Source organism: Mizugakiibacter sp., assembly GCF_039680435.1.
Lineage (GTDB): Bacteria > Pseudomonadota > Gammaproteobacteria > Xanthomonadales > Rhodanobacteraceae > Mizugakiibacter.
Genome location: NZ_JBDKSX010000021.1, coordinates 1 through 20,970 on the forward strand (window position 1 = coordinate 1; position 20,970 = coordinate 20,970).

Genomic DNA, 20,970 nt, shown 5'->3' on the forward strand with positions numbered 1-20,970 from the left:
GGCGCGACCGGCTTGGCTTCCTGGCGCGGCGGACGCGCCGTGTCTGTGCGCGCCGGCTTCGGCTGCTGCGGGCGACCCTGGGCCGGTCGCGGCCCGCGTTCCTGCTGGCGCCCCTCGGCCCGCGGCTGGCCGCGCGGGCGATCGCGTCCCTCGTCGCGGCGCGCAGGGCGCTGGTCGGGAGCGGCCTGGTTCGGCGCGGACGGCGCGGCGGCGGACGTGCCGCGGAACCAACCCAGCAGACGCGCCAGCACGCTGCCCTGGGTGCTGGTCGCGCCGTTCGGCGCGACCGCCGGGACCTGCTGCGCCGGCCTTGCCGTCGGCTCCGGCTCGGGGCGCACCGGCGCCGGCGTGCTCGGCACCACGCCGGTGACGGCGGGCGCCTCGCCGGCAGCGGCGGTCTGGCCCATCTTCGGCATCGGCGCGGGCTCGGCGGCGGTCAGCCGCTCGTAACTCGGCTTGGCATGCTCGCCCATCTCGCTTTCGCGGATGCGCTGGATCTCGAGGTGCGGCGTCTGCAGCTTGTCGTCGGCGACGATCACCACGTGGACCTTGTGGCGCATCTCGATCTCGACCACGCTGGCGCGCTTTTCGTTGAGCAGGAAGTTGGCCACCGTGGTCGGCGCCTGCACCAGCACCTGGCCGGTGCTTTCCTTCATCGCGTGCTCCTCGACCAGGCGCAGCGCGGACAGCGACAGCGACTCGACGCCGCGGATGCGGCCGTGGCCGTCGCAGCGCGGGCAGACGATCTGGGTGGATTCGCCCAGCGACGGGCGCAGGCGCTGGCGCGACATCTCCAGCAGGCCGAAGCGGCTGATGCGGCCGACCTGCACGCGCGCGCGGTCGAGCTTGAGCGCGTCCTTCAGCTTCTCCTCGACGTCGCGCTGGTGGCGCGGGCTGTCCATGTCGATGAAGTCGATCACGATCAGGCCGCCGGCGTCGCGGATGCGCAGCTGGCGGGCGATCTCGACCGCGGCCTCGCAGTTGGTGTTGAACGCCGTTTCCTCGATGTCGCTGCCCTTGGTCGCCTTCGCCGAGTTGATGTCGATGGCGGTCAGCGCCTCGGTCTGGTCGATCACGATCGAGCCGCCGGAGGGCAGGCGCACGGTGCGGTCGAACGCGCTTTCGATCTGCGTCTCGATCTGGAAGCGCGAGAACAGCGGGGTGGTGTCCTTGTAGAGCTTCAGCTTGCGCAGGTTGTTCGGCATCACCTGCTGCATGAAGTCGCGCGCATCCTCGTACAGCGATTCCTCGTCGATCAGGATCTCGCCGATGTCGTTGCGCAGGTAATCGCGCAGGGCGCGGATGATCAGCTTGGATTCCTGGTAGACCAGGAACGGAGCGGAGCGGGTCTTGGTCGCCTCGGCGATCGCCTTCCACAGCTGCAGCAGGTAGTCGAGGTCCCACTGCAGCTCTTCGGCGTCGCGGCCAACCCCGGCGGTGCGCACGATCAGGCCCATCTCGTCGGGCAGCTGCAGATGGTCCATCGCGTCCTTGAGGCTCTGCCGGTCCTCGCCCTCGATGCGGCGCGAGACGCCGCCGGCGCGGGGGTTGTTCGGCATCAGCACCAGGTAGCGGCCGGCCAGCGAGATGAAGGTGGTCAGCGCGGCGCCCTTGGTGCCGCGCTCCTCCTTCTCGACCTGGACGATCAGCTCCTGGCCTTCCTTGAGCAGCTCGCGGATGCCGGCCTTGTTGGGGTCGACCCCGGGCTGGAAGTACTCGCGGGCGACTTCCTTCAGCGGCAGGAAGCCGTGGCGCTCGGCGCCGTATTCGATGAAGCAGGCCTCGAGGGAGGGCTCTACGCGGGTGATGCGGCCCTTGTAGATGTTGGCCTTCTTCTGTTCCTTGGAGGGGATCTCGATGTCGAGATCGTAAAGGGCCTGGCCGTCCACGATGGCCACGCGCAACTCTTCACGCTGAGTTGCGTTGATCAGCATACGTTTCATTGTCTTGTCCTCGGCTCCACCGCGCGGCCGCGCGCCGCGGCGGCGCTTGCGGGCGGCCGGCCGGGGATCGCGCCGCTGCGGGAGCGGCTATGGCTACGAGGCAGTCCTCTGCCCCGGGTTGTTCGTCGGTCATGCGTTGCCGGGACCCCTGCCGCCACAAGCGGCGGCAGGCAATCACCGACCCGAACCGTTACGATGCGCCGATGAACTCTGCCGGTTCCGGTCAGGATCGCCGGCTGGGTTCTCGTCGACGTGACGGGCGGATGCGGTCCGGGGGCTCAGGCCCACCGGGGGTTCGCGCAGCGCCTGCCGAGTGTAACCGTTTCTCCTGGAATTTTTCAATGATGACGGCAACTTCCCGCGCGGACTTCGCGGGCGTGCGCACGCTCGCGATCGGCCCGGAGCGCGACGGCCAGCGGCTCGACAACTGCCTGGCCGCGCTGCTCAAGGGGGTTCCGCGCAGCCTGATCTACCGCCTGCTGCGCACCGGCCAGGTGCGGGTCAACGGCAAGCGGGCGAAGCCCGACACGCGGCTGGCCGAGGGCGACCTGCTGCGCATCCCGCCGGTGCGCACCGCCGAGCGGGATTCGGCCGCGCCGCCGAGCGGGCAGCCCGAGCGCCTGGCCGCGGCGGTGATCTACGAGGACCGCGACTTCCTGGTGATCGACAAGCCGTCGGGCATCGCCAGCCACGGCGGCAGCGGCATCAGCCACGGCGCCATCGAGCTGCTGCGCGCGGCGCGTCCGCGCGACCACCTCGAACTGGTGCACCGCCTCGACCGCGACACCTCCGGCGTGCTGGTGTTCGCGCGCACCCGCGCCGGCCTGACCGGCCTGCAGGCGCTGATCCGCGAAGGCGCCACCACCAAGCAGTACCTGTGCCTGCTGGACGGCCGCCTGCCGCGGGCGCGCGTGGACGTCAACGCGCCGTTGCGCAAGTCGGTCCTGCAGGGCGGCGAGCGCATGGTGCGGGTGGCCGACGACGGCAAGGCGGCGCTGACCTTCTTCCGCGAAGTCGAACGCTACCCCGGCGCCAGCCTGGTCGAGGCGACGCTCGGCACCGGCCGCACCCACCAGATCCGCGTGCACGCCGCGCACATCGGCCATCCGATCGCCGGCGACGACAAGTACGGCGACAAGGCGGCCAACCGCCGTTTCCGCGCGCTCGGCCTCAAGCGCCTGTTCCTGCATGCGGCGCGCTTCGAGTTCGAACTGGGCGGCAAGGCCTACGGCTTCTCGGCGCCGCTGCCGGACGATCTGCGCGGCGTGCTCGATGCGCTGGACGCGCAGCCGCGCTGACGTTCAGCCAGCGAGGATCGCCTCGACGCGCGCGGCGCAGACCATGTCGTTCAGCGACAGCCCGCCGACGTCGTGGGTCGACCAGCGCACCAGGCAGTGGCCGTAGCCGACCTCGAGATCGGGGTGGTGGTCTTCGCGGTTGGCCATGTAGCCGATGGCGTTGACGAAGCCGAGCGTGCGATGGAAATCGGCGAAGCGGAAATCCTTGCGGATCGCGCGGCCGTCGGCCTCGACTTGCCAGCCGGGCAGGGCGGCGAGGTGGTCGCGCACCTGCGCCGGCGTCAGCGCGTGCTCGGCGCCCTTGCGCGGCTGGCAGTGCATCTTCGCGAGCTCATCGAGCGTCATCGCGGCGAATCCTGTGGACGGGGGCAGCGCACGAGTATAGCCGCGGCGCGCTGTGCGTCGGGCGCAAACTGGACTAAAATAGTGCTGATTCACGGAGTGGCTCGATGATCCAGATTTCCACGACCGCGCAGGAGCATTTCAAGCGCCTGATCGCCCAGCAGGGGGCCGACGGCATCGGCATCCGCATCAGCGTGCGCGAAGCGGGCACGCCGGCGGCCGACTGCGAGCTGGAATTCTGCGATCCGCAGGAGCTGAGCGGCGACGAGTGGACCGTTGAGTGCGAAGGTTTCAACCTGTACGTGCCGAGCGACAGCGCGCGCTGGCTGGACGGCGCCGAGATCGACTACCAGCCGCATCGCACCGGCGGCCAGCTCAGCATCCGCGCGCCGAAGATCAAGGGCGACATCCCGGGCGTGGATGCCGGCCTGATCGAGCGCGTGCGCTACGTGCTGGAGTCCGAGGTCAATCCCAAGGTCGCGGCGCACGGCGGCCGCGTCGCCCTGCTCGAAGTGGGCGCCGACGGCGTGGTCGTGCTGCAGTTCGGCGGCGGCTGCCATGGCTGCGGCATGGTCGACGTCACCCTGAAGCAGGGCGTCGAGAAGACCCTGCGCGAGCGCATCCCGGAGATCACCGGAGTGCGCGACGCCACCGACCACAGCACGGGCTCCAAGCCGTACTACCAGCGCCAGGCGCAGGGCAGCAGTCCGTATTCTTCGTGACGCCGCCGCGGCGACGCCTCGCCCAAAACACGAAGGGCCCGGTCGATGCCGGGCCCTTCGTCGTTTCCGCGGCGGAAACGGCGCTCAGTTGCCGGCGACCACGCCGTGCAGGTCGTGGACCTTCGCCGGCAGGCCGGAGAAGTAGGCGGCGACGTCCTGGATGTCCTGTTCGGACAAGGTGGCCGCGAAGCCGACCATGATCGGATTCTTGCGGTTGCCGTTCTTGTATTCGTGCAGGGCCTGCTCGAGGTAGTCGGCGTACTGGCCGGCCAGGCGCGGGTACTGCGGATCGGTGGCGTTGCCGTCGGCGCCATGGCAGGCGAAGCAGGCGGCGGCCTTCTTCTGGCCGTCGTCGGGGTTGCCCTTGGCGAAGGCGGGGGCGGACAGCGCCAGCGCGGCGGCAACGGAAACGAGTGTGAGCACGCGATTCATCGTGATCTGTTCCTGTGTGCGGTGGGCGCTTACTGCTTGGCCAGGCTGGCGAGGTAGGCCGCCACGTCGGCGATGTCCTGGTCGGACAGGCTCTCGCCCTGCGCGCGCATGGTCGGGTGCGAGCGGTTGCCGCTCTTGTATTCCTTCAGCGCGCTGACGAGGTAGTCCTCGTTCTGGCCGGCGATGCGCGGCACGTGGTAGTTCGGATAGGCGTTCTTGTAGCCGGTGACGCCGTGGCAGCCGGCGCAGGTGTACACCAGGATGCGGCCATGCTCCTTGTCGCCCGCAGCGTGTGCGGTGCCGAACATCAGCGCCGAGCCGGCGAGCAGGGATGCAAGCAGTAGCGATCGCGTCATCGTGTGGTTCCCCCCGGATGGTGGTGTGGCCGGTTCAAAAACCCGGAGTATAGCGTGCGCGGCACGGCATGCGACAAGTTGTCCATGACCGGAGTCAAGCATGACCTGCGGCCCACGACGGCGCGCCCGGCGGCGGGCAGAGTGCGCGCCGCATCCCGTCGTCCCGCCTGCATCCCTTTTCGACCGCCGCGCATCCACCGGATGTGCTTGCATCTCCGTCAGCTTAGTGTTATACATAACTATAACACCACATCAACAACACACCGACCGCTCGCCATGGCCATCACGATCCGTCGATTTCATCCTTCTATCGTCCTGATCCCGCTGATCTTTTCCATGGCGCTCGGCGCCTGCGGCGGCGGCCGGGGGGCGTCGGACAAGGACGCTTCGGCCGGCACCCGCATCCCCGTCGAGGCCGCCGTGGCCGGCCGGGCGCCGATCGCGGCCAGCTACTCCGGTACCGGGACGCTCGAGGCTCGGGGCGAAACCGATGTCGTCGCGAAGGCCGGCGGCGTGCTGCTCAAGCTGTACGTGGAAGAGGGCGAGCACGTGCGCAAGGGGCAACTGCTGGCGCAGCTCGACGACGCCAGCGCGCGCGCCAGCGTGGCGCAGAGTCTCGCGCAGATGCGCAAGGCCGAGGCCACCTACGCGCGCGCCGAACGCGCGATCCAGCAGCAGCTGATCCCGCGCGCCGAGTACGACCAGGACAAGTATGACCTGGAAACGCAGCGCGCCGCGTATACCGGTGCCACCCTGCAGTTGGCGTACACGCGCATCGAGGCGCCGATCGACGGCGTGGTTTCCAGGCGCATGGTCAAGCTCGGCAACCTGATCCAGCCCAACCAGGCGCTGTTCCACGTCGTCGACATGGAGCCGCTGCAGGTCACGTTGAACGTGCCCGAGCGCGAGTTCGGCACGCTCGCGGCGGGCCAGCCGGTGAAACTGGCGGTGGACGCGCTGCCGGGCAAGGCGTTTCCCGGCAGCGTCGCGCGCATCGCGCCGGTGGTGGACGCGGCCAGCGGCACGTTCCGCGTCACCTGCGAGTTCCGCGACGCCACGCGCGCGCTCAAGCCGGGCATGTTCGGGCGCGTCGACGTGGTCTACGACCAGCGCCGCGACGCGCTGGTGATTCCGCGCAGCGCGCTGATCGAGGAAGACGGCGAGACCGCGGTGTTCGTGGTCGAGCGCGGCGCGCCGCCGAAGCCGGTCGCGCCGGCCAGGGGCAAGCCTGGCGAGGCGGTCGCCGCGGAGCGCAAGCCGCCGGCGGCGCCGACGCTGGTCGCCAAGCGCCGCATGGTGAAGATCGGCTATGCCGACGGCAGCCGCGTCGAGATCCGCGACGGCCTCAAGCCCGGCGAACGCGTGATCACGATCGGCCGCAACGCGGTGCGCGACGGCACCGAGGTGCAGGTGCTGGAGAACGCGCAGTGAGCCTTCCCGAACTCGCCACGCGCCGGCGCGTGACCGTCGGCATGCTGACGCTGACCCTGGTGCTGTTCGGCCTGATCGGCCTGGCCGGGCTGAAGGTCAACCTGCTGCCCGACCTGTCGTATCCGACCCTGACCGTGCGCACCGAGTACGAGGGCGCCGCGCCGCTGGAGATCGAGAACCTGGTCACCCAGCCGGTCGAGGAAGCGGTCGGCGTGGTCAAGAACGTGCGCAAGGTGCACTCGGTGTCGCGCACCGGCCAGTCCGACGTGATCATGGAGTTCGCCTGGGGCACGGACATGGACATGGCCAGCCTCGAGGTGCGCGACAAGCTGGACACGCTGCAATTGCCGCTGGATGCGAAGAAGCCGCTGCTGCTGCGCTTCAATCCGTCCACCGACCCGATCGTGCGCCTCGGCCTGGTCGCCGCCGGCGACCAGGCGCTCGACGAGGCGCGGCTGAAGCAGTTGCGCCGCTACGGCGACGACGAGCTGAAGAAGCGGCTGGAGCCGCTGCCGGGCGTCGCCGCGGTCAAGGTCGGCGGCGGCCTCGAGGACGAGATCCAGGTCGCGATCGACCAGCAGCGCCTGGCGCAGCTCGGCATCGACGTCAACGACGTCGTCACCCGCCTCAAGAACGAGAACGTCAACATCTCCGGCGGCCGCATCGACGAGGGCCGCCAACGCTACCTCGTGCGCACGGTCAACCAGTTCCAGAACCTGGACGAGATGCGCGACCTGCTGGTCAAGGTCGACCGCGGCGTGCCGGTGCGGCTGCGCGACATCGCCACGGTCACGCAAGGCTACAAGGAGCGCGAGGGCGTGGTGCGCATCGACGGCCGCGAGGCGATCGAGCTCGCGGTCTACAAGGAAGGCGACGCCAACACGGTAAGCGTGGCGCAGGGCATCAAGGGCGAGTTGGAGCGGCTGCAGAAGTCGCTGCCCACCGGCACCAGGCTCAGCGTGATCGAGGACCAGTCGGTGTTCATCCAGCACGCGCTGGCCGAAGTGCGCAACGACGCCATCCTCGGCGGCGTGCTGGCGATCCTGATGATCTTCTTCTTCCTCGGCCACGCCTGGAGCACGTTCATCATCTCGCTGTCGCTGCCGGTCTCGCTGATCGCCACGTTCTTCTTCATGGACCAGCTCGGCCTCAGCCTGAACGTGATGTCGCTGGGCGGCCTGGCGCTCGCCACCGGCATGGTGGTGGACGACTCGATCGTGGTGCTGGAGAACATCGCGCGCCTGCGCGAGAAGGGCGCCTCGATCCTCGAAGCGTCGGTGAAGGGCGCGGCCGAGGTCGGCATGGCGGTGACCGCCTCGACGCTGACCACGGTCGCGGTGTTCTTCCCGCTGGTATTCGTGCAGGGCGTGGCCGGGCAGCTGTTCCGTGACCAGGCGCTGACCATCACCTTCGCGATGCTGATTTCGCTGGTGGTGGCGATGAGCCTGATTCCGATGCTGGCCTCGCTGAAGGGGCGCGCGCCGCTGGCCTATCGCGAGGAACTCGAACCCGCCAGGCCGCAGGGGCGCCTCGGCGCGCTGCCGCGCGGCCTGGTCTGGCTGTTCGTCAAGCTGTTCGGCGGCGTCGCCCGCGTCGTCGGTCCGGCGCTGCGCTTCGTCGGCCGCGGCGTGGTGCGCCCCTACGACAAGGCTGCCGCGTTCTACCACCGCTCGCTGCCGCGGGCGCTGGCGCATCCGTGGCGCGTGCTCGGTTTCGCCGCCGCCGCGTTCGCGCTGACGATGGCGCTGCTGCCGACGCTCGGCCTCGACCTGATCCCGCAGCTTGCGCAGGGACGGTTCGACATGACCGTGACGCTGCCGCCCGGCACGCCGCTGAAGGAAACCGACGCGCTGGTGCGCGAGATCGCCGCGCAGCACGCCAAGGATCCGGGCGTCGCCTCGATCTACGGCGTCGCCGGCACCGGCACGCGGCTCGACGCCAACCCGACCGAGTCCGGCGAGAACATCGCGCGGCTGTCGATCGCGCTGGCCGACGGCGCCGGCAAGCAGGCCGAGGCTGCGGAAACCGCGCGGTTGCGTGCGGCGATGGCCGCGCATGCGGGCGCGGAGGTGAAGTTCTCGCGGCCGCAACTGTTCAGTTTCTCCGCGCCGCTGGAAGTGGAGATCCGCGGCTACGACCTCGACGCGCTGTCCAAGGCCGGGCAGAAGCTGGCCGCGCTGATGAAGGAGTCGCCGCGCTTCGCCGACGTGAAATCGACGGTGCAGGGCGGCTACCCGGAGATCCGCATCCGCTTCGACCAGGAGCGCGCCGCCGCGCTCGGCCTGACCACGCGCGATATCGCCGACCGCGTCGTGCGCAAGGTGAAGGGCGAGGTGGCCACGCGCTACAACTTCCGCGACCGCAAGGTCGACGTGCTGGTGCGCGCGCGCGAGGCCGATCGCGCCAGCGTCGACGACATCCGCAACCTGATCGTCGGCTACGTCGCCGCGAACGCCGCGGCGGGTGGCAGCGCGACCGGCGGCGCGGGCAGCAACGGCAGCGCATCCGCCTCCACCGCCGCCATGAGCGACACCGCCGGCAGCGCCGCCGACACGCCGGTGCGCCTGTCCGCGGTCGCCGACGTGGTCGCCACCGAAGGCCCCAGCGAGATCCACCGGGTCAGCCAGGAGCGCGTCGCGATCGTGTCCGCCGGTTTGCGCTACGGCGACCTCGGCAGCGCGGTGCAGGAAGTGCGCACGCTGGTGGCGCAGCACCCGCTTGCCGCCGGCGTTTCCGTGCGCGTCGGCGGCCAGGGCGACGAGCTGAGCGAATCGATGCGCTCGCTGCTGTTCGCGCTCGGCCTGGCGATCTTCCTGGTCTACCTGGTGATGGCCTCGCAGTTCGAGTCGCTGCTGCATCCGTTCGTGATCATGTTCTCGATCCCGCTGGCCGCGGTCGGCGCGGTGCTGGCGCTGAAGCTGACCGGCGCGGCGATCTCGGTGGTGGTGTTCATCGGCCTGATCATGCTGGTCGGCATCGTGGTGAAGAACGCGATCGTGTTGATCGACCGCGTCAACCAGTTGCGCGAGGAGGGCCACGCCAAGCGCGAGGCGATCGCGCTGGCCGCGGAGTCGCGCCTGCGGCCGATCGTGATGACCACGCTGTGCACGCTGATCGGCTTCCTGCCGCTGGCGATCGGCGTCGGCGAGGGCGCCGAGGTGCGCGCGCCGATGGCGGTCACGGTGATCGGCGGCCTGGCGGTCTCGACCTTGCTGACGCTGGTGGTGGTGCCGGTGGTGTACGACCTGCTGGACCGCCGCGCCGACGCCTGGTACGTGGCGCGCGGCGAGCGCAAGCGCGCGAAGATGGCGCAGCGCGATGCCGGCGAGGCGGCCGGAGAGCAGCCGGCATGACGCTCGCCGAGCTCAGCCTGAAGCGGCCGGTCACCGCGGTGATGTTCTTCGTGTCGATGACCGTGATCGGCCTGATCGCCGCGTTCCGCCTGCCGCTCGAGCAGTTCCCCAGCCTCGACGTGCCGTTCGTGGCGATCAACCTGCCGTATCCGGGATCGACGCCCGCAGAGATCGAGCGCACCATCGCGCGCCCGGTCGAGGAGGCGCTGGCCACGCTGCCGGGCATCAAGCGCATGCGCTCGACTTCGACGGCCGACAGCGCGCAGATCTTCCTCGAGTTCAAGTGGGGCGAGAACACCGCGTTCAAGGCGGTCGAGGCGCGCGAGAAGATCGACGCGATCCGCAAGGACCTGCCGTCCGACCTGCAGCGCTACGACGTGCTGAAGTTCTCCACCAGCGACGATCCGCTGCTGCAATTGCGCATCGCCAGCGAGGGCGGCGACCTGTCCAACGCCTACGCGTTGCTCGACCGCGAGTTCAAGCGCCCGCTGGAGCGCATTCCGGGCGTGGCCCGCGTCAACATCCAGGGCGTCGGCGAGCCGGAGGTGCAGATCGAGCTGTCCGCCGACCGCGTGGCCGCGCACAGCGTCGACCTGCGGGACCTCTACCAGCGCCTGCAGAAGGCCAATTTCTCGCTGAGCGCCGGCCAGATCGGAGGCGCCGACATGCGCTTCCGCGTGCAGCCGGAAGGCCAGTGGAACAGCCTCGACGACATTCGCGCGTTCCCGGTCGATGCGCACGGCCTGCGCCTCGGCGACATCGCCACGGTCAGCCTCAAGCCAGAGCGCCTCGAATACGCGCGCCGCCTCGACGGCCGCCCCGCGATCGGCGTGGACATCTACCGCGAGCGCAATGCCAACCTGGTCGATGTCGGAAGCGCGGTGATGGCGGCGGTCGAGCAGATCCGCCGCGAGCCCGAGCTGCACGGCATCCGCGTCTACGCGTTGGACAACCAGGCGGAGAGCGTCACCGGCTCGCTGCGCGAACTCGGCAAGGCCGGCCTCGAGGGCACGCTGCTGGCGGTGCTGGTGCTGTTCTTCTTCCTGCGTGACTGGCCGTCGACGCTGATGGTGTCGCTGGCGATCCCGATCTGCATGGTGATCACGCTGGGCTGCATGTACTTCCTCGGCATCAGCCTGAACGTGCTGTCGATGATGGGCCTGCTGCTGGCGGTCGGCATGCTGGTGGACAACGCGGTGGTGGTGGTGGAAAGCATCTACCAGTACCGCGAGAAGCATCCCGACAAGCCGTGGTACTGCGCGGTGCAGGGCACCCAGGTGGTCGGCATCGCCATCGCCGCGGGCACCTTCACCAGCGTGGTCGTGTTCCTGCCCAACCTGTTCGGCGAGAAGAACGACATCGCGATCTTCCTGACCCAGGTGGCGATCGCGATGTCGATCGCGCACCTGGCCTCGTGGCTGGTCGCGGTCAGCCTGGTGCCGATGCTGTCGTCCAGGCTGCCGCCGCCGAAGTTCCTCGGCCGCGAGAACGCGATCACGCGCCTGCGCGCGCGCTACCAGCGCGTGGTCGCCTGGACGCTGCGCCACCGGCGCTGGACCATGACCGCGGTGTTCGCGCTGTTCGCGCTCAGCCTGGTGCCGATCATGCTGACCAAGAAGGACATGTTCGACGGCGGCGAGCCGCGCCGCCTGCGCCTGTTCTATCAGCTCAACGCGAACTACCGGCTGCAGGACCTCAAGCCGGCGGTGCTGCAGGTGGAGGACTACCTCAACCGCAACCGCGAGAAGTTCGAGATCCGCACGCTGTACAGCTACTACAGCGAGCGCAACAACGACTTCACCGTTACCGACGTCCTGCTGAAGGACGGGGCCGAGGCCAAGCGCAGTTCCAAGGACATCCAGGAGGAGATCCGCAAGGGCCTGCCCACGCTCGCGATCGGCAAGGTCAGCTTCGACTTTCCGCGCGGCAACGGCGGCAACAACGGCGTCGATATCGCCCTGACCGGCGATTCGACGGAGCAACTGCGCGAGCTGGCCGACAGCGCGATCCCGGTGCTGTCGCGGCTGCCGAGCCTGCGCGACGTGCGCGCCAGCGTCGGCAACGGCGACCGCGAGATGGCCACGCACGTGGACCGCGTCCGCGCCAAGAGCTACGGCTTCGGTGCCGACGAGGTGGCGCAGTACATCGCGATCGCGCTGCGCGGCATGCCGCTGAAGGAGTTCCGCAGCGGCGACCGCGAGATCCCGGTCTGGCTGCGCTTCCAGGGCGCCGACACGCAGAGCCTGCAGGGGCTCAGCGACTACACCCTGCGCGCCGCCGACGGCACCCGCGTGCCGCTGATGTCGATGCTGCGCGCGGACACGCGCGAGACGCCGTCGGCGATCGAGCGCGTCGACCGGCGCACCTCGCTGAAGATCAGCGCCAACCTCGCGCAGGGCAGGACCATGCCTGATGCGCGCAGGGAAATCACCGCGGCGATGGACGCGCTGGCGCTGCCGCCCGGCTACAAGTGGAGCTTCGGCGAAGGCTTCGACCGCGACCAGGACGCCGGCCAGCAGATGCTGCTGAACACGCTGCTGGCGCTGGTGCTGGTCTACGTGGTGATGTGCGCGATGTTCGAGTCGCTGGTGTTCCCGGCGGCGATCCTGACCACCTTCGTGTTCTCGGTGTTCGGCGTGTTCTGGCTGTTCTGGCTGACCGGCACCACCTTCTCGATCATGGCCTTCATCGGCATCCTGATCCTGATGGGCGTGGTGGTGAACAACGGCATCGTGATGATCGTGCACATCAACCAGTTGCGCCACGACGGCCACGCGCGCAGCGAGGCGCTGGTGCTCGGCGCCGGCGAGCGCCTGCGGCCGGTGCTGATGACCATGGCGACCGCGATCCTCGGCATGCTGCCGCTGTCGCTGGCCAGCGCGGTGGCGTGGAACGACGGCCCACCGTACTACCCGATGGCGCGCGCCATCGCCGGCGGCCTGACGTTCTCGACCATCGTCACCCTGCTGGCGCTGCCGTGCATCTATGCGCTGCTGGACGACGCGCGCATGTGGGTGCGCCGCGTGATCCGCGACGCGCGCGCGGGCCGGGTGCGCCGCCGCGTGCCGGCGCTGGCTGCCTCCGGCGAGGGCTGAACGCGGCGGTGTACGCGGCGACGCCGCGAGAGGCGGCTAGAACAGCGCCTTGAGGATGCGGAAGCCGGCGATGTATTCGCCGGCGATGGTGCCGAGGTTCACCAGCACGAACACCAGCAGGGTCTGCGCGACGCGGTTGCGCCACCAGCCGCGCCAGTCGACCAGGTCATCGCGCAGGCGCTCGAAGTCGGCGATGCGCGGCTTGCGCAGCCAGGCTTCGGCCAGGGCCGCGCATACGCCGGAGGACAGGCCCGGCGGCCGGATCGGTTTCAGTGGGCCGGCGACGAACGCGGTCAGCACGCTCAGCGGGTGCGCGCGCGCGAGGATCGCCGCCAGGGCGGACAGGCCGCCGGTGAACAGGATCCAGTCGCGCAGCGCCGCGGCGCCGAGCGAGGCGTCGCGGCGGAACATCACCGCGATGGCGGCGAAGATCGCCAGCACCAGCCCCAGCGCCAGCCACTTCGGCCAGCGCGCGGCCGGCGGCACCGCGCTGAGCGCGGCGAGATCGGCGGCCTCGCCTTCGGCGAGGTGCCGGCGCAACCCGGCGAGGTGGCCCGCGCCGAGCACGACCAGCACGCGGCGCACCGTCGGCGCGCGCGCCGCTTCCTCGCGCAGGCGCGCCGCCATGTAGGCGTCGCGCTCGCCGATCAGCGCGGTGTACAGCGACTGCGATTCCTCGGCGAATTCGCGGAACGCGCCTTCCAGCAGGTCGCCCTGCTTGAGCTTCTCGATGTCGCCCTCGGCGATCCCGTCGCGCTCGAACAGCCCGCCGACCAGGCCGGCGAGGATGCCGAGCCTGTCCTTGAAGCCGACCGAGCGCCAGGTGCGCTTCAGCGTCACGCCGACGTCGCGGTCGACCAGCCAGGTCGGCAGGCCGCGCTGGTCCGCGCCCTGCATGGCCGCCTTCATCTCGGCGCCGGGCTCGATGCCGAACTGCTCGGCGAGGCGGCGCTGGAACGCGGAGAGCGCCAGGCTGGCCGCGACCATGCCGGCCTTGCCCTGGCGGATCACCTGGAACAGGTCCATCTGCGCGAACGCCGCCGGGTCGCGCATGGCGCGCGCGCGGTTCTCGCACAGCTCCACCGCGACCGCATCGAAGGTCTCGCGCGCGAGCAGCGCCTCGACGGCGGCGACGCTGGCGCGCGATACGTGTGCGGTGCCGAGCAGCACGTATTCGATGCCGTCGCGGCTGACGCGCTCGATCGGCTGGTCGGCGAGCGGATCGGCGACGGTGGCGGCGGTGGGCGAGGGTGGCGCGGAGGAATCCATTGGTCTTTTTTGCACGGGCGGTCGGAGGAGCGAGGCTTGGAGAGCCGCCGCGCCTGGGGCGGGTTCAATCGCGGTAGCGTTTCAGCAGGTCGCCGTAGGCGTCGATGCGACGGTCGCGCAGGAACGGCCAGATGCGGCGCACGTTCTCGCTGCGCGCCATGTCGATCTCGGCGAGCAGCAGCTCGCGGCGGTCCGTGCCGGCGCGCGCGAGGAATTCGCCCTGCGGCCCGGCGACGAAGCTCGAACCCCAGAACTGCAGGCCGCGGCCGCCGTCCGGCGCCGGCTCGAAGCCGGTGCGGTTGCAGGCCAGCAGCGGCAGGCCGTTGGCGACGGCGTGGCCGCGCTGCACGGTGATCCAGGCGTCGCGCTGGCGCTCCTTCTCGTCCACGGCGTCGGCGGGATCCCAGCCGATCGCGGTCGGGTACAGCAGCAGTTCGGCGCCGGCCAGCGCCATCAGGCGCGCGGCTTCCGGATACCACTGGTCCCAGCACACCAGCACGCCGAGGCGGCCGACCGAGGTCCGGATCGGCTCGAAGCCGAGGTCGCCCGGCGTGAAGTAGAACTTCTCGTAGAACGCCGGATCGTCCGGGATGTGCATCTTGCGGTAGACGCCGGCGATTGCGCGCGAACGGTCGAACACCACGGCGGTGTTGTGGTAGAGGCCGGCGGCGCGGCGCTCGAACAGCGAAGCCACCACCACCAGCTTCAGCGCCTCGGCCAGCGCGCCGATGCGCTCGGTGCCGGGGCCGGGGATCGCCTCCGCGCGCTCGAACTCGTCGACGCTCTCGTGCTGGCAGAAGTACGGGCCGTTGTGCAGCTCCTGCAGCAGCACCAGCGACGCGCCGGCGGCGGCGGCTTCGCGCAGGCCGGCCTCGATGGCGTCCAGGTTGGCGTCGCGGCTGCCGCGGTCGGTGTCCTGCAGCAGCGCCACTTTGAGGGTGCGGGCCATGCGCGGTCCGTATTCCGTGGTCGGTGGGGTCGCCTAGTGTAGCCGAGCGCTCAGCGCCCGTAGGTCAGGGTGACCTCGGCCTTGCCCAGCGTGTGGTCGCGTAGCGCGGGAGCGGCCGTCGCCGGCGAGGCGTCGGCCCGCACCGGCAGGGCGGCGACGTCCAGCGCGTGGACGGCGAACACGTAGCGATGCGGCGGGTCGCCGGCGGGCGGGCAGGGGCCGCCCCAGCCGGCCGCGCCGAAATCGTTGCGCAGCGCGCGTGCGCCCTTCGGCAGCGCGCCGCCTTCGGGCAGCGCGTGCGCCGACGCCGGCAGGTCGATCACGAACCAGTGCCACCAGCCATGGCCGGTCGGCGCGTCGGGGTCGTAGACGGTCACCGCGAAGCTGCGCGTGCCGGCCGGCGCGCCCTGCCAGTCCAGGCGCGGCGCGAGGTTGTCGCCGCGGCAGCCGTAGCCGTCGTAGGCATGCCGCTCGGCAATGCGGCCGTGCGCATCGGCAGCGTCGACGTGCAGGCGGAATTCGCCGGCGTGCGCGCTGCCGGCGAACGCGAAGGCGAGGAATGCGGCGAGGGTGCGTGGCATGGAAGCGGCTCCATGCGGAGGCGGGCGCCGACGATGATATACCTTCGCGGCGCGGCCCGATGCGCCCGCGCCGCCGCGCGGTTCAGCCGAGCGCGCCGGCCGGGAGCTGCATGGTCACGCAGTGCAGGCTGCCGTTCTGCCAGATCAGCGGCCGGCACGGCACCGGCACGACCTCGCGGCCGGGATGCGCGGCGGCGATCACCTGCGCCGCGCCGGCATCGGCCGGATCGCCATACACGGGCATCAGCACCGCGCCGTTGACGATCAGATAGTTCGCGTAGGACGCCGCGAGGCGCCGTTCCCCGTCGATGATCGGCCGCGGCCAGGGCAGCGCGTGCAGCGTGTACGGACGGCCATCGGCGGTGCGCAGCGCGGCCAGTTCCTCGCGCATCGCCGCCAGTTCGTCATGGTGAGGGTCGGCGGGATCTTCGCAGGCCTGGTACACGATCGCGTCGCCCGGCGCGAAGCGCGCCAGCGTATCGATGTGCGCGTCGGTGTCGTCGCCTTCGAGATAGCCGCGGTCCAGCCACAGCACGCGGCGCGCGCCCAGCGACTTGCGCAGCATCTGCGCGATCGCCTCGCGCGACTGTTCGGGATGGCGCTGGTGCAGGCAGCGCCAGGTGGTCAGGATCGTGCCGCGGCCGTCGCTTTCGATGGCGCCGCCTTCCAGCGCCCAGTCGATGCGGCGGTGCTCGGCGTGTGCGAACAGGCCGCGTGCGACCAGGCCTTCGATCAGGCGGTCGTCGCGGCTCGCCTCGAACTTGCCGCCCCAGCCGGTGAAGCGGAAGTCGTGCAGGCGGAAGCGCGCGCCGTCGGTCAGCGTGATCGGGCCGGAGTCGCGCAGCCAGGTGTCGTCGTAGGGGATCTCGACGAAGCGCACGCGCGTCGCGTCCACGCCTGCATTGTCGAGCAGCGCGGCGGCGCGCGTGCGCACGGCCTCGTCCGCCACGCAGACGATCGCCGGCTGGAAGCGCGTGATCGCCAGCACCAGCGCGGTATAGGTCGATTCGGTCTGGAACAGGCGCGGCGCCCAGTCGGTGCCGGCGTGCGGCCAGGCGACCAGCACTGCTGCCTGCGGCGCCCATTCCGCAGGCAGGCGGAAAACGTCGGTTGTCATGCGGCTACGGTGAGGAAGCGGCGGGTGCCGGCGACGCGGGCGTGTCCACCACGCTGTGGATCACGCGGTCGCGCTCGAAGTAGACGGTGTAGCCGGGGTAGTCCCAGCGGTTGATCGGCGGGTGCTTCGGCGCGTCGCCGCCGGCGCTGGGCAGCTTCTTCAGCGGCGCGCCGTAGCGCTTCTCCACTTCGGCCATGGTCATGCCGCGCTTGGGCAGGTCCATGCCGTGCTCCTGCTGCACCTTCTGCTTGATGCTGAACTTTTCGGCATGCGCGGCCGGCGCCGCGGCCAAGGCGATCGCGGCGGCCGCCAGCAGGGTCGACAGTGCGGTCCGAGCGGTCATGGGCATGGTGTCTCTCCCCGAAGCGGCGATGGCGTGTTTTAGCAGAAGCCGCGCACCTTATCCACGGCGGTGCGCGCCGTTCCGTGCGGCATTCAACGCTTTCGGCACGCGCCTGCGCGCACGCCGTGGATTTCGTCCGGCCGACCTCGTCGGGCCACGCCGCGAACGGTGGCGGGACCGCGGTGGCCGCGTCCTGCCGGAGCGGATTCGCCCGTCCGAAAAACAAGAAGCCGCCCGAAGGCGGCCTCTTGCGCGTTCGCGAGTGGCGTCGTGCTCAGCGCTGACGCGCCTTGAAGCGCGGGTTGCTCTTGCAGATCACGAACACCTTGCCGCGACGGCGCACGACCTTGCAGTCGCGGTGCCGCTGTTTGGCGGACTTGAGCGAGGAAAGCACCTTCACGGCCAGCTCCTTGAAACGAAACGGATAAAACAGACGGGCGAGTTTAGCCGGCGACGGCGTTCAAGGCAAGGACGGGGCGCGCGGCAGCACGCCTTCGAGGAACCGCAGCAGCACCGGCGCGGCGTTGCCGCCGCGCCAGGCGACCGCCAGCGGCATCGTCGCCTCGGCGTCGGCCAGGGGCAGGAAGCTCACGCCGGGCAGGCGCACCGCCTGCAGCGAGGCCGGCACCACGGCGAGGCCGATGCCGGCGGCGACCAGGCTGAGCAGGCTGGAGAGCTGCTGCGCCTCCTGCCGGATGCGCGGCTGCGAGCCGGTCTTGCCGGCCAGCCGCGCGAAGATGTCGTGGACGGTGCTGCTGAGCCGGCGCGGTTGCGCGACGAAGGCTTCGCCGGCCACCTCGCGAAAGCGGACGCGCGCACGCCCGGCCAGCCGGTGCGTCGACGCCACCGCCAGCAGCAGCGGCTCGCGGTCCAGCAGCTCGAAGCGCACCCGGCGCCGGGTGGGCGCATCCTTCGGCGGCGCGCGCACGAAGCCGACGTCGATGACGTCCTCGACCAGCGCGGCAAACTGCTGCTCGGTGAACATCTCGTGCAGCTCCAGCTGCACCTCGGGGTAGGCGCGGGTGAAGCGCAGCACGGCCTCGGGCAGGGTGGGGTGGAACGCGACCGAGCCGGGGTAGGCGAGCCGCAGCCGGCCGATCTGGCCGGCGGCCGCGCGCTCGGCGGTGCGGCGCGCGATGTCCGCCTGCTGCAGGGTCTTGCGCGCCTCGACCAGGAACGCGCGCCCGGCCTCGCTCAGCGCCACCCGGCGCCGGTTGCGGTCGAACAGGCGCACGCCCAGCGTCGATTCCAGCGCGCGGATCTGCTGCGACAGCGGCGGCTGCGAGATATGCAGTTGCTGTGCCGCCCGGGTAAAACTGAGGGTGTCGGCGACGGTGACGAAGTAACGCAGTTGGCGCAGATCCAACATAGATGTGTCGGCTATAACTGACACATCGATTATATATTGGACTGCAGAAGGGGCGGGGCGTAAGGTGCGCTCGCCGTTCTCCAACGGCAGTTCCGTCCCACGCCCCCCCCTCGAGGGACGGTTCCCGGTTCTGCAGGCGGTGCGCACGCTTACTTCCGGCGTTGCCCCCTCCCCCAATCCCCAACGCCCGCGCGCCGCCTGCAGGCCGCCTTCTCCCCCACCGGCTCGCCCCCGCGTCAGTGCTGCATCAGCACCGGCAGGGTAGCGTGTTCGAGCACTTGCCGGGTGGCGCCGCCGAACACGTATTCGCTGAAGCGGGTGCGGCCGTAGGCGCCCATGACCAGCAGATCCGCCCGCACCGAGGCGGCGGCATCGAGCAGGGCGCGACCTGCCTCGGCGTCGTCCGCTTCGATCGGCCGCTCGCCCGCGCCGATGCCGTGCGCCTCGAGATGGCGCTGCACGTCGAACGGCGGATGCCAGGACAGCGCCGACAGCGGTTCCTTGCGCCTGCCGCTGAGCAGCGTCACCCGTCCGGCCAGGCGCAGGATCGGCAGCGCGCCGTGGATGGCGCGGATCGATTCGGCGGAGCCGTTCCAGGCCAGCGCGACGTGTTCCAGGCGAAGCGGCGGCGCCCAGGCGGCGGGCACCACCACGCACGGCAGGTCGGTGCCGAGCACGGCGTGGCCGACCACGCCCACCGATCCGCCGGGTCGGTCCGGATCGCGCTCCAGCACCAGCAGATCGTGCCAGTTGCCGGCGTAGGCGAGCACGTCGCCGACCCGGCCCTCGGCCACGATCCATTCGCTGCCGCGCACCGCGTGTCCGGAGGCCCACGCCCGGAACGGCGCGGCCGCCGCGCGCGCGGCCTCGACCTCCTCGCGCGCCAGCGCCAGCAGCTCGGCGACCAGCATCGCCGAGTCGTAGGCGGCGATCGCCGCCGCGGGTTCGTTGACGAAGATCCCGCAGAGGCGGGCCTCCAGCATCGCGGCGAGTTCGGCCGCGAAGCGCAGCCCGTTCGGCCAGGCGTCGTGGCGCAGGGCGTAGGCGAGGATGTCGCGCATGGCGATGGCTCCGGCTGAATGGGGCTCAGCGGTACACCAGTACCGGCACCTTGCTGTGGGTCAGCACTTTCAGCGTCTCGCTGCCCAGCAGCACGGCCTTGGCGCCGCGGCGCCCGTGCGAGGCCATCACGATCAGGTCGCAGCCGCGCTTCTGCGCCTCGTCGACGATCGCCTCGTAGGGATCGTCGCAGACGATGTGGCTGCTGTCGCAGGCCACGCCCTCGGCCTTGGCGATGTCGCGCACCGTGGCCAGGTAGCGCTCGGCCCGGCTCACCGCCTGCGCGTTGTATTCCTCGCGCGTCGCCTCGAGCAGTTCGGTGACGTAGGTGAAGGTGTGGAACGCCGGGATCGCGTGGAAGGCGTGCACGCGCGCGCCGAGCAGCTTGGCCAGCTTGGCGCCTTGCCGCACGGCGCGCATGGAAAGCTCGGAACCATCGGTCGGAAGCAGGATGTGCTTGAACATGGTCATTCCCCCTCGTTGGGCCGCGTGATGCGGCGTTGGCCGAATCCGCGGCCAGCGTGACCGCTCGCGGGCGCGACAAGGTTGATCGGCATCAACGCCGCGCATCGGGCGGTCGAGGCGCCGACGCCCGGCGCCGCACTGTTGATGCAGATCAATGGGCGCGGGGCGCGCGCGGCTAGGGTGGGTTCCGCTGCCGCGGCAACGCGGCACGGTCCATCCGGTGGAGGTAGCCGTCATGCGCGTCGGAGAGCTGTGCAGCCGCGAAGTGGTGTTCGTGCACAGCGACGAAACCGCGCGTGCGGCCGCCGAAGTGATGCGCGAATACCATGTCGGCGACGTGGTGGTGGTGGTCGAGCGCAACGGGCGCAACATGCCCGTGGGCGTCGTCACCGACCGCGACCTGGCGATCGAGATCGTGGCCAAGGGGATCGACCCGGGCATCGTCACCGCCGGCGACATGATCACCCAGCGCGTCGTCTGCGCCGAACTGGAAGAAAGCTACGTCGACGTGCTCGAGCGCATGCGCCACGCCGGCGTGCGGCGCATCCCGGTGGTCGACGTGTACGGTGCGCTGGTCGGCATCCTGGCGTTGGACGACGTGCTGCGCTTCGTCAGCCGGCAGCTCGCGGACATCGCCCAGTTGATCGCCGTGCAGCCGCAGCTCGAGGCCGTCGCGCGCACCTGAGCGGATACGCAACCGATGACTACCAGACCTGGATACGCGGACGCGCTGTACGCGCGCCAGGACGCGAACGTGGTGGAAGGAGCGCGCCCGGCGTCGGCGTCGGCGCGGCGCTGGGCGGTCTGGACGGAACAGGAAGCCGCCGGCACGCAGGCCTGCTTCGC

At 70.6% G+C, this 20,970-nt stretch carries 19 protein-coding genes; 6 read left to right on the forward strand and 13 right to left on the reverse strand.

Features of this window, described 5'->3' with window-relative positions:
- On the reverse strand, nt 1-1,943 hold a 1,943-nt coding region (locus tag ABFC67_RS01685; protein WP_346736300.1), incomplete at its 3' end, for an Rne/Rng family ribonuclease.
- A gap of 344 nt (nt 1,944-2,287) precedes the next feature.
- On the opposite strand from ABFC67_RS01685, the gene ABFC67_RS01690 reads away from it, so the two are divergent.
- Complete coding sequence (locus ABFC67_RS01690) at nt 2,288-3,241, forward strand: RluA family pseudouridine synthase (RefSeq protein ID WP_346736301.1); 954 nt, start codon at nt 2,288-2,290, stop codon at nt 3,239-3,241.
- 3 nt (nt 3,242-3,244) lie between these two features.
- On the opposite strand, the gene ABFC67_RS01695 is transcribed toward ABFC67_RS01690, so the two are convergent.
- On the reverse strand, nt 3,245-3,586 hold the full coding sequence (locus ABFC67_RS01695) for a 4a-hydroxytetrahydrobiopterin dehydratase (protein WP_346736302.1): 342 nt from the start codon (nt 3,584-3,586) through the stop codon (nt 3,245-3,247).
- A gap of 104 nt (nt 3,587-3,690) precedes the next feature.
- On the opposite strand from ABFC67_RS01695, the gene ABFC67_RS01700 reads away from it, so the two are divergent.
- Nucleotides 3,691-4,305, forward strand: a complete 615-nt coding sequence (locus ABFC67_RS01700; RefSeq protein WP_346736303.1) for an NfuA family Fe-S biogenesis protein — start codon at nt 3,691-3,693, stop codon at nt 4,303-4,305.
- 84 nt (nt 4,306-4,389) lie between these two features.
- Here the strand turns inward: ABFC67_RS01700 and ABFC67_RS01705 are convergent, their stop codons facing one another.
- Complete coding sequence (locus ABFC67_RS01705) at nt 4,390-4,737, reverse strand: cytochrome c (protein WP_346736304.1); 348 nt, start codon at nt 4,735-4,737, stop codon at nt 4,390-4,392.
- A gap of 29 nt (nt 4,738-4,766) precedes the next feature.
- Nucleotides 4,767-5,093 carry a cytochrome c gene (locus ABFC67_RS01710; protein ID WP_346736305.1) on the reverse strand — a complete coding sequence of 109 codons (327 nt, stop codon included), beginning with the start codon at nt 5,091-5,093 and terminating at the stop codon, nt 4,767-4,769.
- A 276-nt stretch (nt 5,094-5,369) separates the two neighbouring features.
- On the opposite strand from ABFC67_RS01710, the gene ABFC67_RS01715 reads away from it, so the two are divergent.
- Genes ABFC67_RS01715 through ABFC67_RS01725 form a run of 3 tightly spaced genes read left to right on the forward strand, consistent with a single transcriptional unit; the run spans nt 5,370 to nt 12,972 of the window.
- Complete coding sequence (locus ABFC67_RS01715; protein WP_346736306.1) at nt 5,370-6,524, forward strand: efflux RND transporter periplasmic adaptor subunit; 1,155 nt, start codon at nt 5,370-5,372, stop codon at nt 6,522-6,524.
- On the forward strand, nt 6,521-9,877 hold the full coding sequence (locus tag ABFC67_RS01720; RefSeq protein ID WP_346736307.1) for an efflux RND transporter permease subunit: 3,357 nt from the start codon (nt 6,521-6,523) through the stop codon (nt 9,875-9,877). Before ABFC67_RS01715 ends, ABFC67_RS01720 begins: the two co-directional genes overlap by 4 nt.
- Complete coding sequence (locus ABFC67_RS01725) at nt 9,874-12,972, forward strand: efflux RND transporter permease subunit (RefSeq protein ID WP_346736308.1); 3,099 nt, start codon at nt 9,874-9,876, stop codon at nt 12,970-12,972. Before ABFC67_RS01720 ends, ABFC67_RS01725 begins: the two co-directional genes overlap by 4 nt.
- A gap of 36 nt (nt 12,973-13,008) precedes the next feature.
- Here the strand turns inward: ABFC67_RS01725 and ABFC67_RS01730 are convergent, their stop codons facing one another.
- The 9 genes from ABFC67_RS01730 to ABFC67_RS01770 form a co-directional block, all read right to left on the reverse strand.
- Nucleotides 13,009-14,241, reverse strand: a complete 1,233-nt coding sequence (locus tag ABFC67_RS01730) for a TraB/GumN family protein (RefSeq protein WP_346736309.1) — start codon at nt 14,239-14,241, stop codon at nt 13,009-13,011.
- 64 nt (nt 14,242-14,305) lie between these two features.
- Nucleotides 14,306-15,190, reverse strand: a complete 885-nt coding sequence (locus tag ABFC67_RS01735) for a carbon-nitrogen hydrolase (protein ID WP_346736310.1) — start codon at nt 15,188-15,190, stop codon at nt 14,306-14,308.
- Nucleotides 15,191-15,240: 50 nt separating this feature from the next.
- Nucleotides 15,241-15,771, reverse strand: a complete 531-nt coding sequence (locus tag ABFC67_RS01740; RefSeq protein ID WP_346736311.1) for a YbhB/YbcL family Raf kinase inhibitor-like protein — start codon at nt 15,769-15,771, stop codon at nt 15,241-15,243.
- An 82-nt stretch (nt 15,772-15,853) separates the two neighbouring features.
- The gene (locus ABFC67_RS01745) at nt 15,854-16,888 is read right to left on the reverse strand and encodes an agmatine deiminase family protein (protein WP_346736312.1); all 1,035 of its coding nucleotides are present in this window, start codon (nt 16,886-16,888) and stop codon (nt 15,854-15,856) included.
- A gap of 4 nt (nt 16,889-16,892) precedes the next feature.
- Nucleotides 16,893-17,237, reverse strand: coding sequence for a hypothetical protein (locus tag ABFC67_RS01750; RefSeq protein WP_346736313.1), 345 nt, complete (start codon nt 17,235-17,237; stop codon nt 16,893-16,895).
- A gap of 268 nt (nt 17,238-17,505) precedes the next feature.
- A complete protein-coding gene (gene ykgO, locus ABFC67_RS01755) occupies nt 17,506-17,631 on the reverse strand; it encodes a type B 50S ribosomal protein L36 (RefSeq protein WP_008215056.1) in 126 nt (41 codons plus the stop codon).
- A gap of 60 nt (nt 17,632-17,691) precedes the next feature.
- Complete coding sequence (locus ABFC67_RS01760; protein WP_346736314.1) at nt 17,692-18,600, reverse strand: LysR family transcriptional regulator; 909 nt, start codon at nt 18,598-18,600, stop codon at nt 17,692-17,694.
- Nucleotides 18,601-18,836: 236 nt separating this feature from the next.
- Nucleotides 18,837-19,661, reverse strand: a complete 825-nt coding sequence (locus tag ABFC67_RS01765) for a universal stress protein (RefSeq protein WP_346736315.1) — start codon at nt 19,659-19,661, stop codon at nt 18,837-18,839.
- Nucleotides 19,662-19,686: 25 nt separating this feature from the next.
- A complete protein-coding gene (locus tag ABFC67_RS01770; RefSeq protein WP_346736316.1) occupies nt 19,687-20,130 on the reverse strand; it encodes a universal stress protein in 444 nt (147 codons plus the stop codon).
- 229 nt (nt 20,131-20,359) lie between these two features.
- Between ABFC67_RS01770 and ABFC67_RS01775 the strand changes: the two genes are divergently transcribed.
- Complete coding sequence (locus ABFC67_RS01775) at nt 20,360-20,809, forward strand: CBS domain-containing protein (protein WP_346736317.1); 450 nt, start codon at nt 20,360-20,362, stop codon at nt 20,807-20,809.
- Nucleotides 20,810-20,970 lie beyond the last annotated feature (161 nt).

Excerpts from the sequence above, each read along its gene's own strand:
- ABFC67_RS01690 (WP_346736301.1), top strand. The coding sequence starts at position 2,288 with ATGACGGCAACTTCCCGCGCGGACTTCGCGGGCGTGCGCACGCTCGCG.
- ABFC67_RS01695 (WP_346736302.1), bottom strand. The coding sequence starts at position 3,586 with ATGACGCTCGATGAGCTCGCGAAGATGCACTGCCAGCCGCGCAAGGGC.
- ABFC67_RS01700 (WP_346736303.1), top strand. The coding sequence starts at position 3,691 with ATGATCCAGATTTCCACGACCGCGCAGGAGCATTTCAAGCGCCTGATC.
- ABFC67_RS01705 (WP_346736304.1), bottom strand. The coding sequence starts at position 4,737 with ATGAATCGCGTGCTCACACTCGTTTCCGTTGCCGCCGCGCTGGCGCTG.
- ABFC67_RS01710 (WP_346736305.1), bottom strand. The coding sequence starts at position 5,093 with ATGACGCGATCGCTACTGCTTGCATCCCTGCTCGCCGGCTCGGCGCTG.
- ABFC67_RS01715 (WP_346736306.1), top strand. The coding sequence starts at position 5,370 with ATGGCCATCACGATCCGTCGATTTCATCCTTCTATCGTCCTGATCCCG.
- ABFC67_RS01725 (WP_346736308.1), top strand. The coding sequence starts at position 9,874 with ATGACGCTCGCCGAGCTCAGCCTGAAGCGGCCGGTCACCGCGGTGATG.
- ABFC67_RS01730 (WP_346736309.1), bottom strand. The coding sequence starts at position 14,241 with ATGGATTCCTCCGCGCCACCCTCGCCCACCGCCGCCACCGTCGCCGAT.
- ABFC67_RS01735 (WP_346736310.1), bottom strand. The coding sequence starts at position 15,190 with ATGGCCCGCACCCTCAAAGTGGCGCTGCTGCAGGACACCGACCGCGGC.
- ABFC67_RS01740 (WP_346736311.1), bottom strand. The coding sequence starts at position 15,771 with ATGCCACGCACCCTCGCCGCATTCCTCGCCTTCGCGTTCGCCGGCAGC.
- ABFC67_RS01745 (WP_346736312.1), bottom strand. The coding sequence starts at position 16,888 with ATGACAACCGACGTTTTCCGCCTGCCTGCGGAATGGGCGCCGCAGGCA.
- ABFC67_RS01750 (WP_346736313.1), bottom strand. The coding sequence starts at position 17,237 with ATGCCCATGACCGCTCGGACCGCACTGTCGACCCTGCTGGCGGCCGCC.
- ABFC67_RS01760 (WP_346736314.1), bottom strand. The coding sequence starts at position 18,600 with ATGTTGGATCTGCGCCAACTGCGTTACTTCGTCACCGTCGCCGACACC.
- ABFC67_RS01765 (WP_346736315.1), bottom strand. The coding sequence starts at position 19,661 with ATGCGCGACATCCTCGCCTACGCCCTGCGCCACGACGCCTGGCCGAAC.
- ABFC67_RS01770 (WP_346736316.1), bottom strand. The coding sequence starts at position 20,130 with ATGACCATGTTCAAGCACATCCTGCTTCCGACCGATGGTTCCGAGCTT.
- ABFC67_RS01775 (WP_346736317.1), top strand. The coding sequence starts at position 20,360 with ATGCGCGTCGGAGAGCTGTGCAGCCGCGAAGTGGTGTTCGTGCACAGC.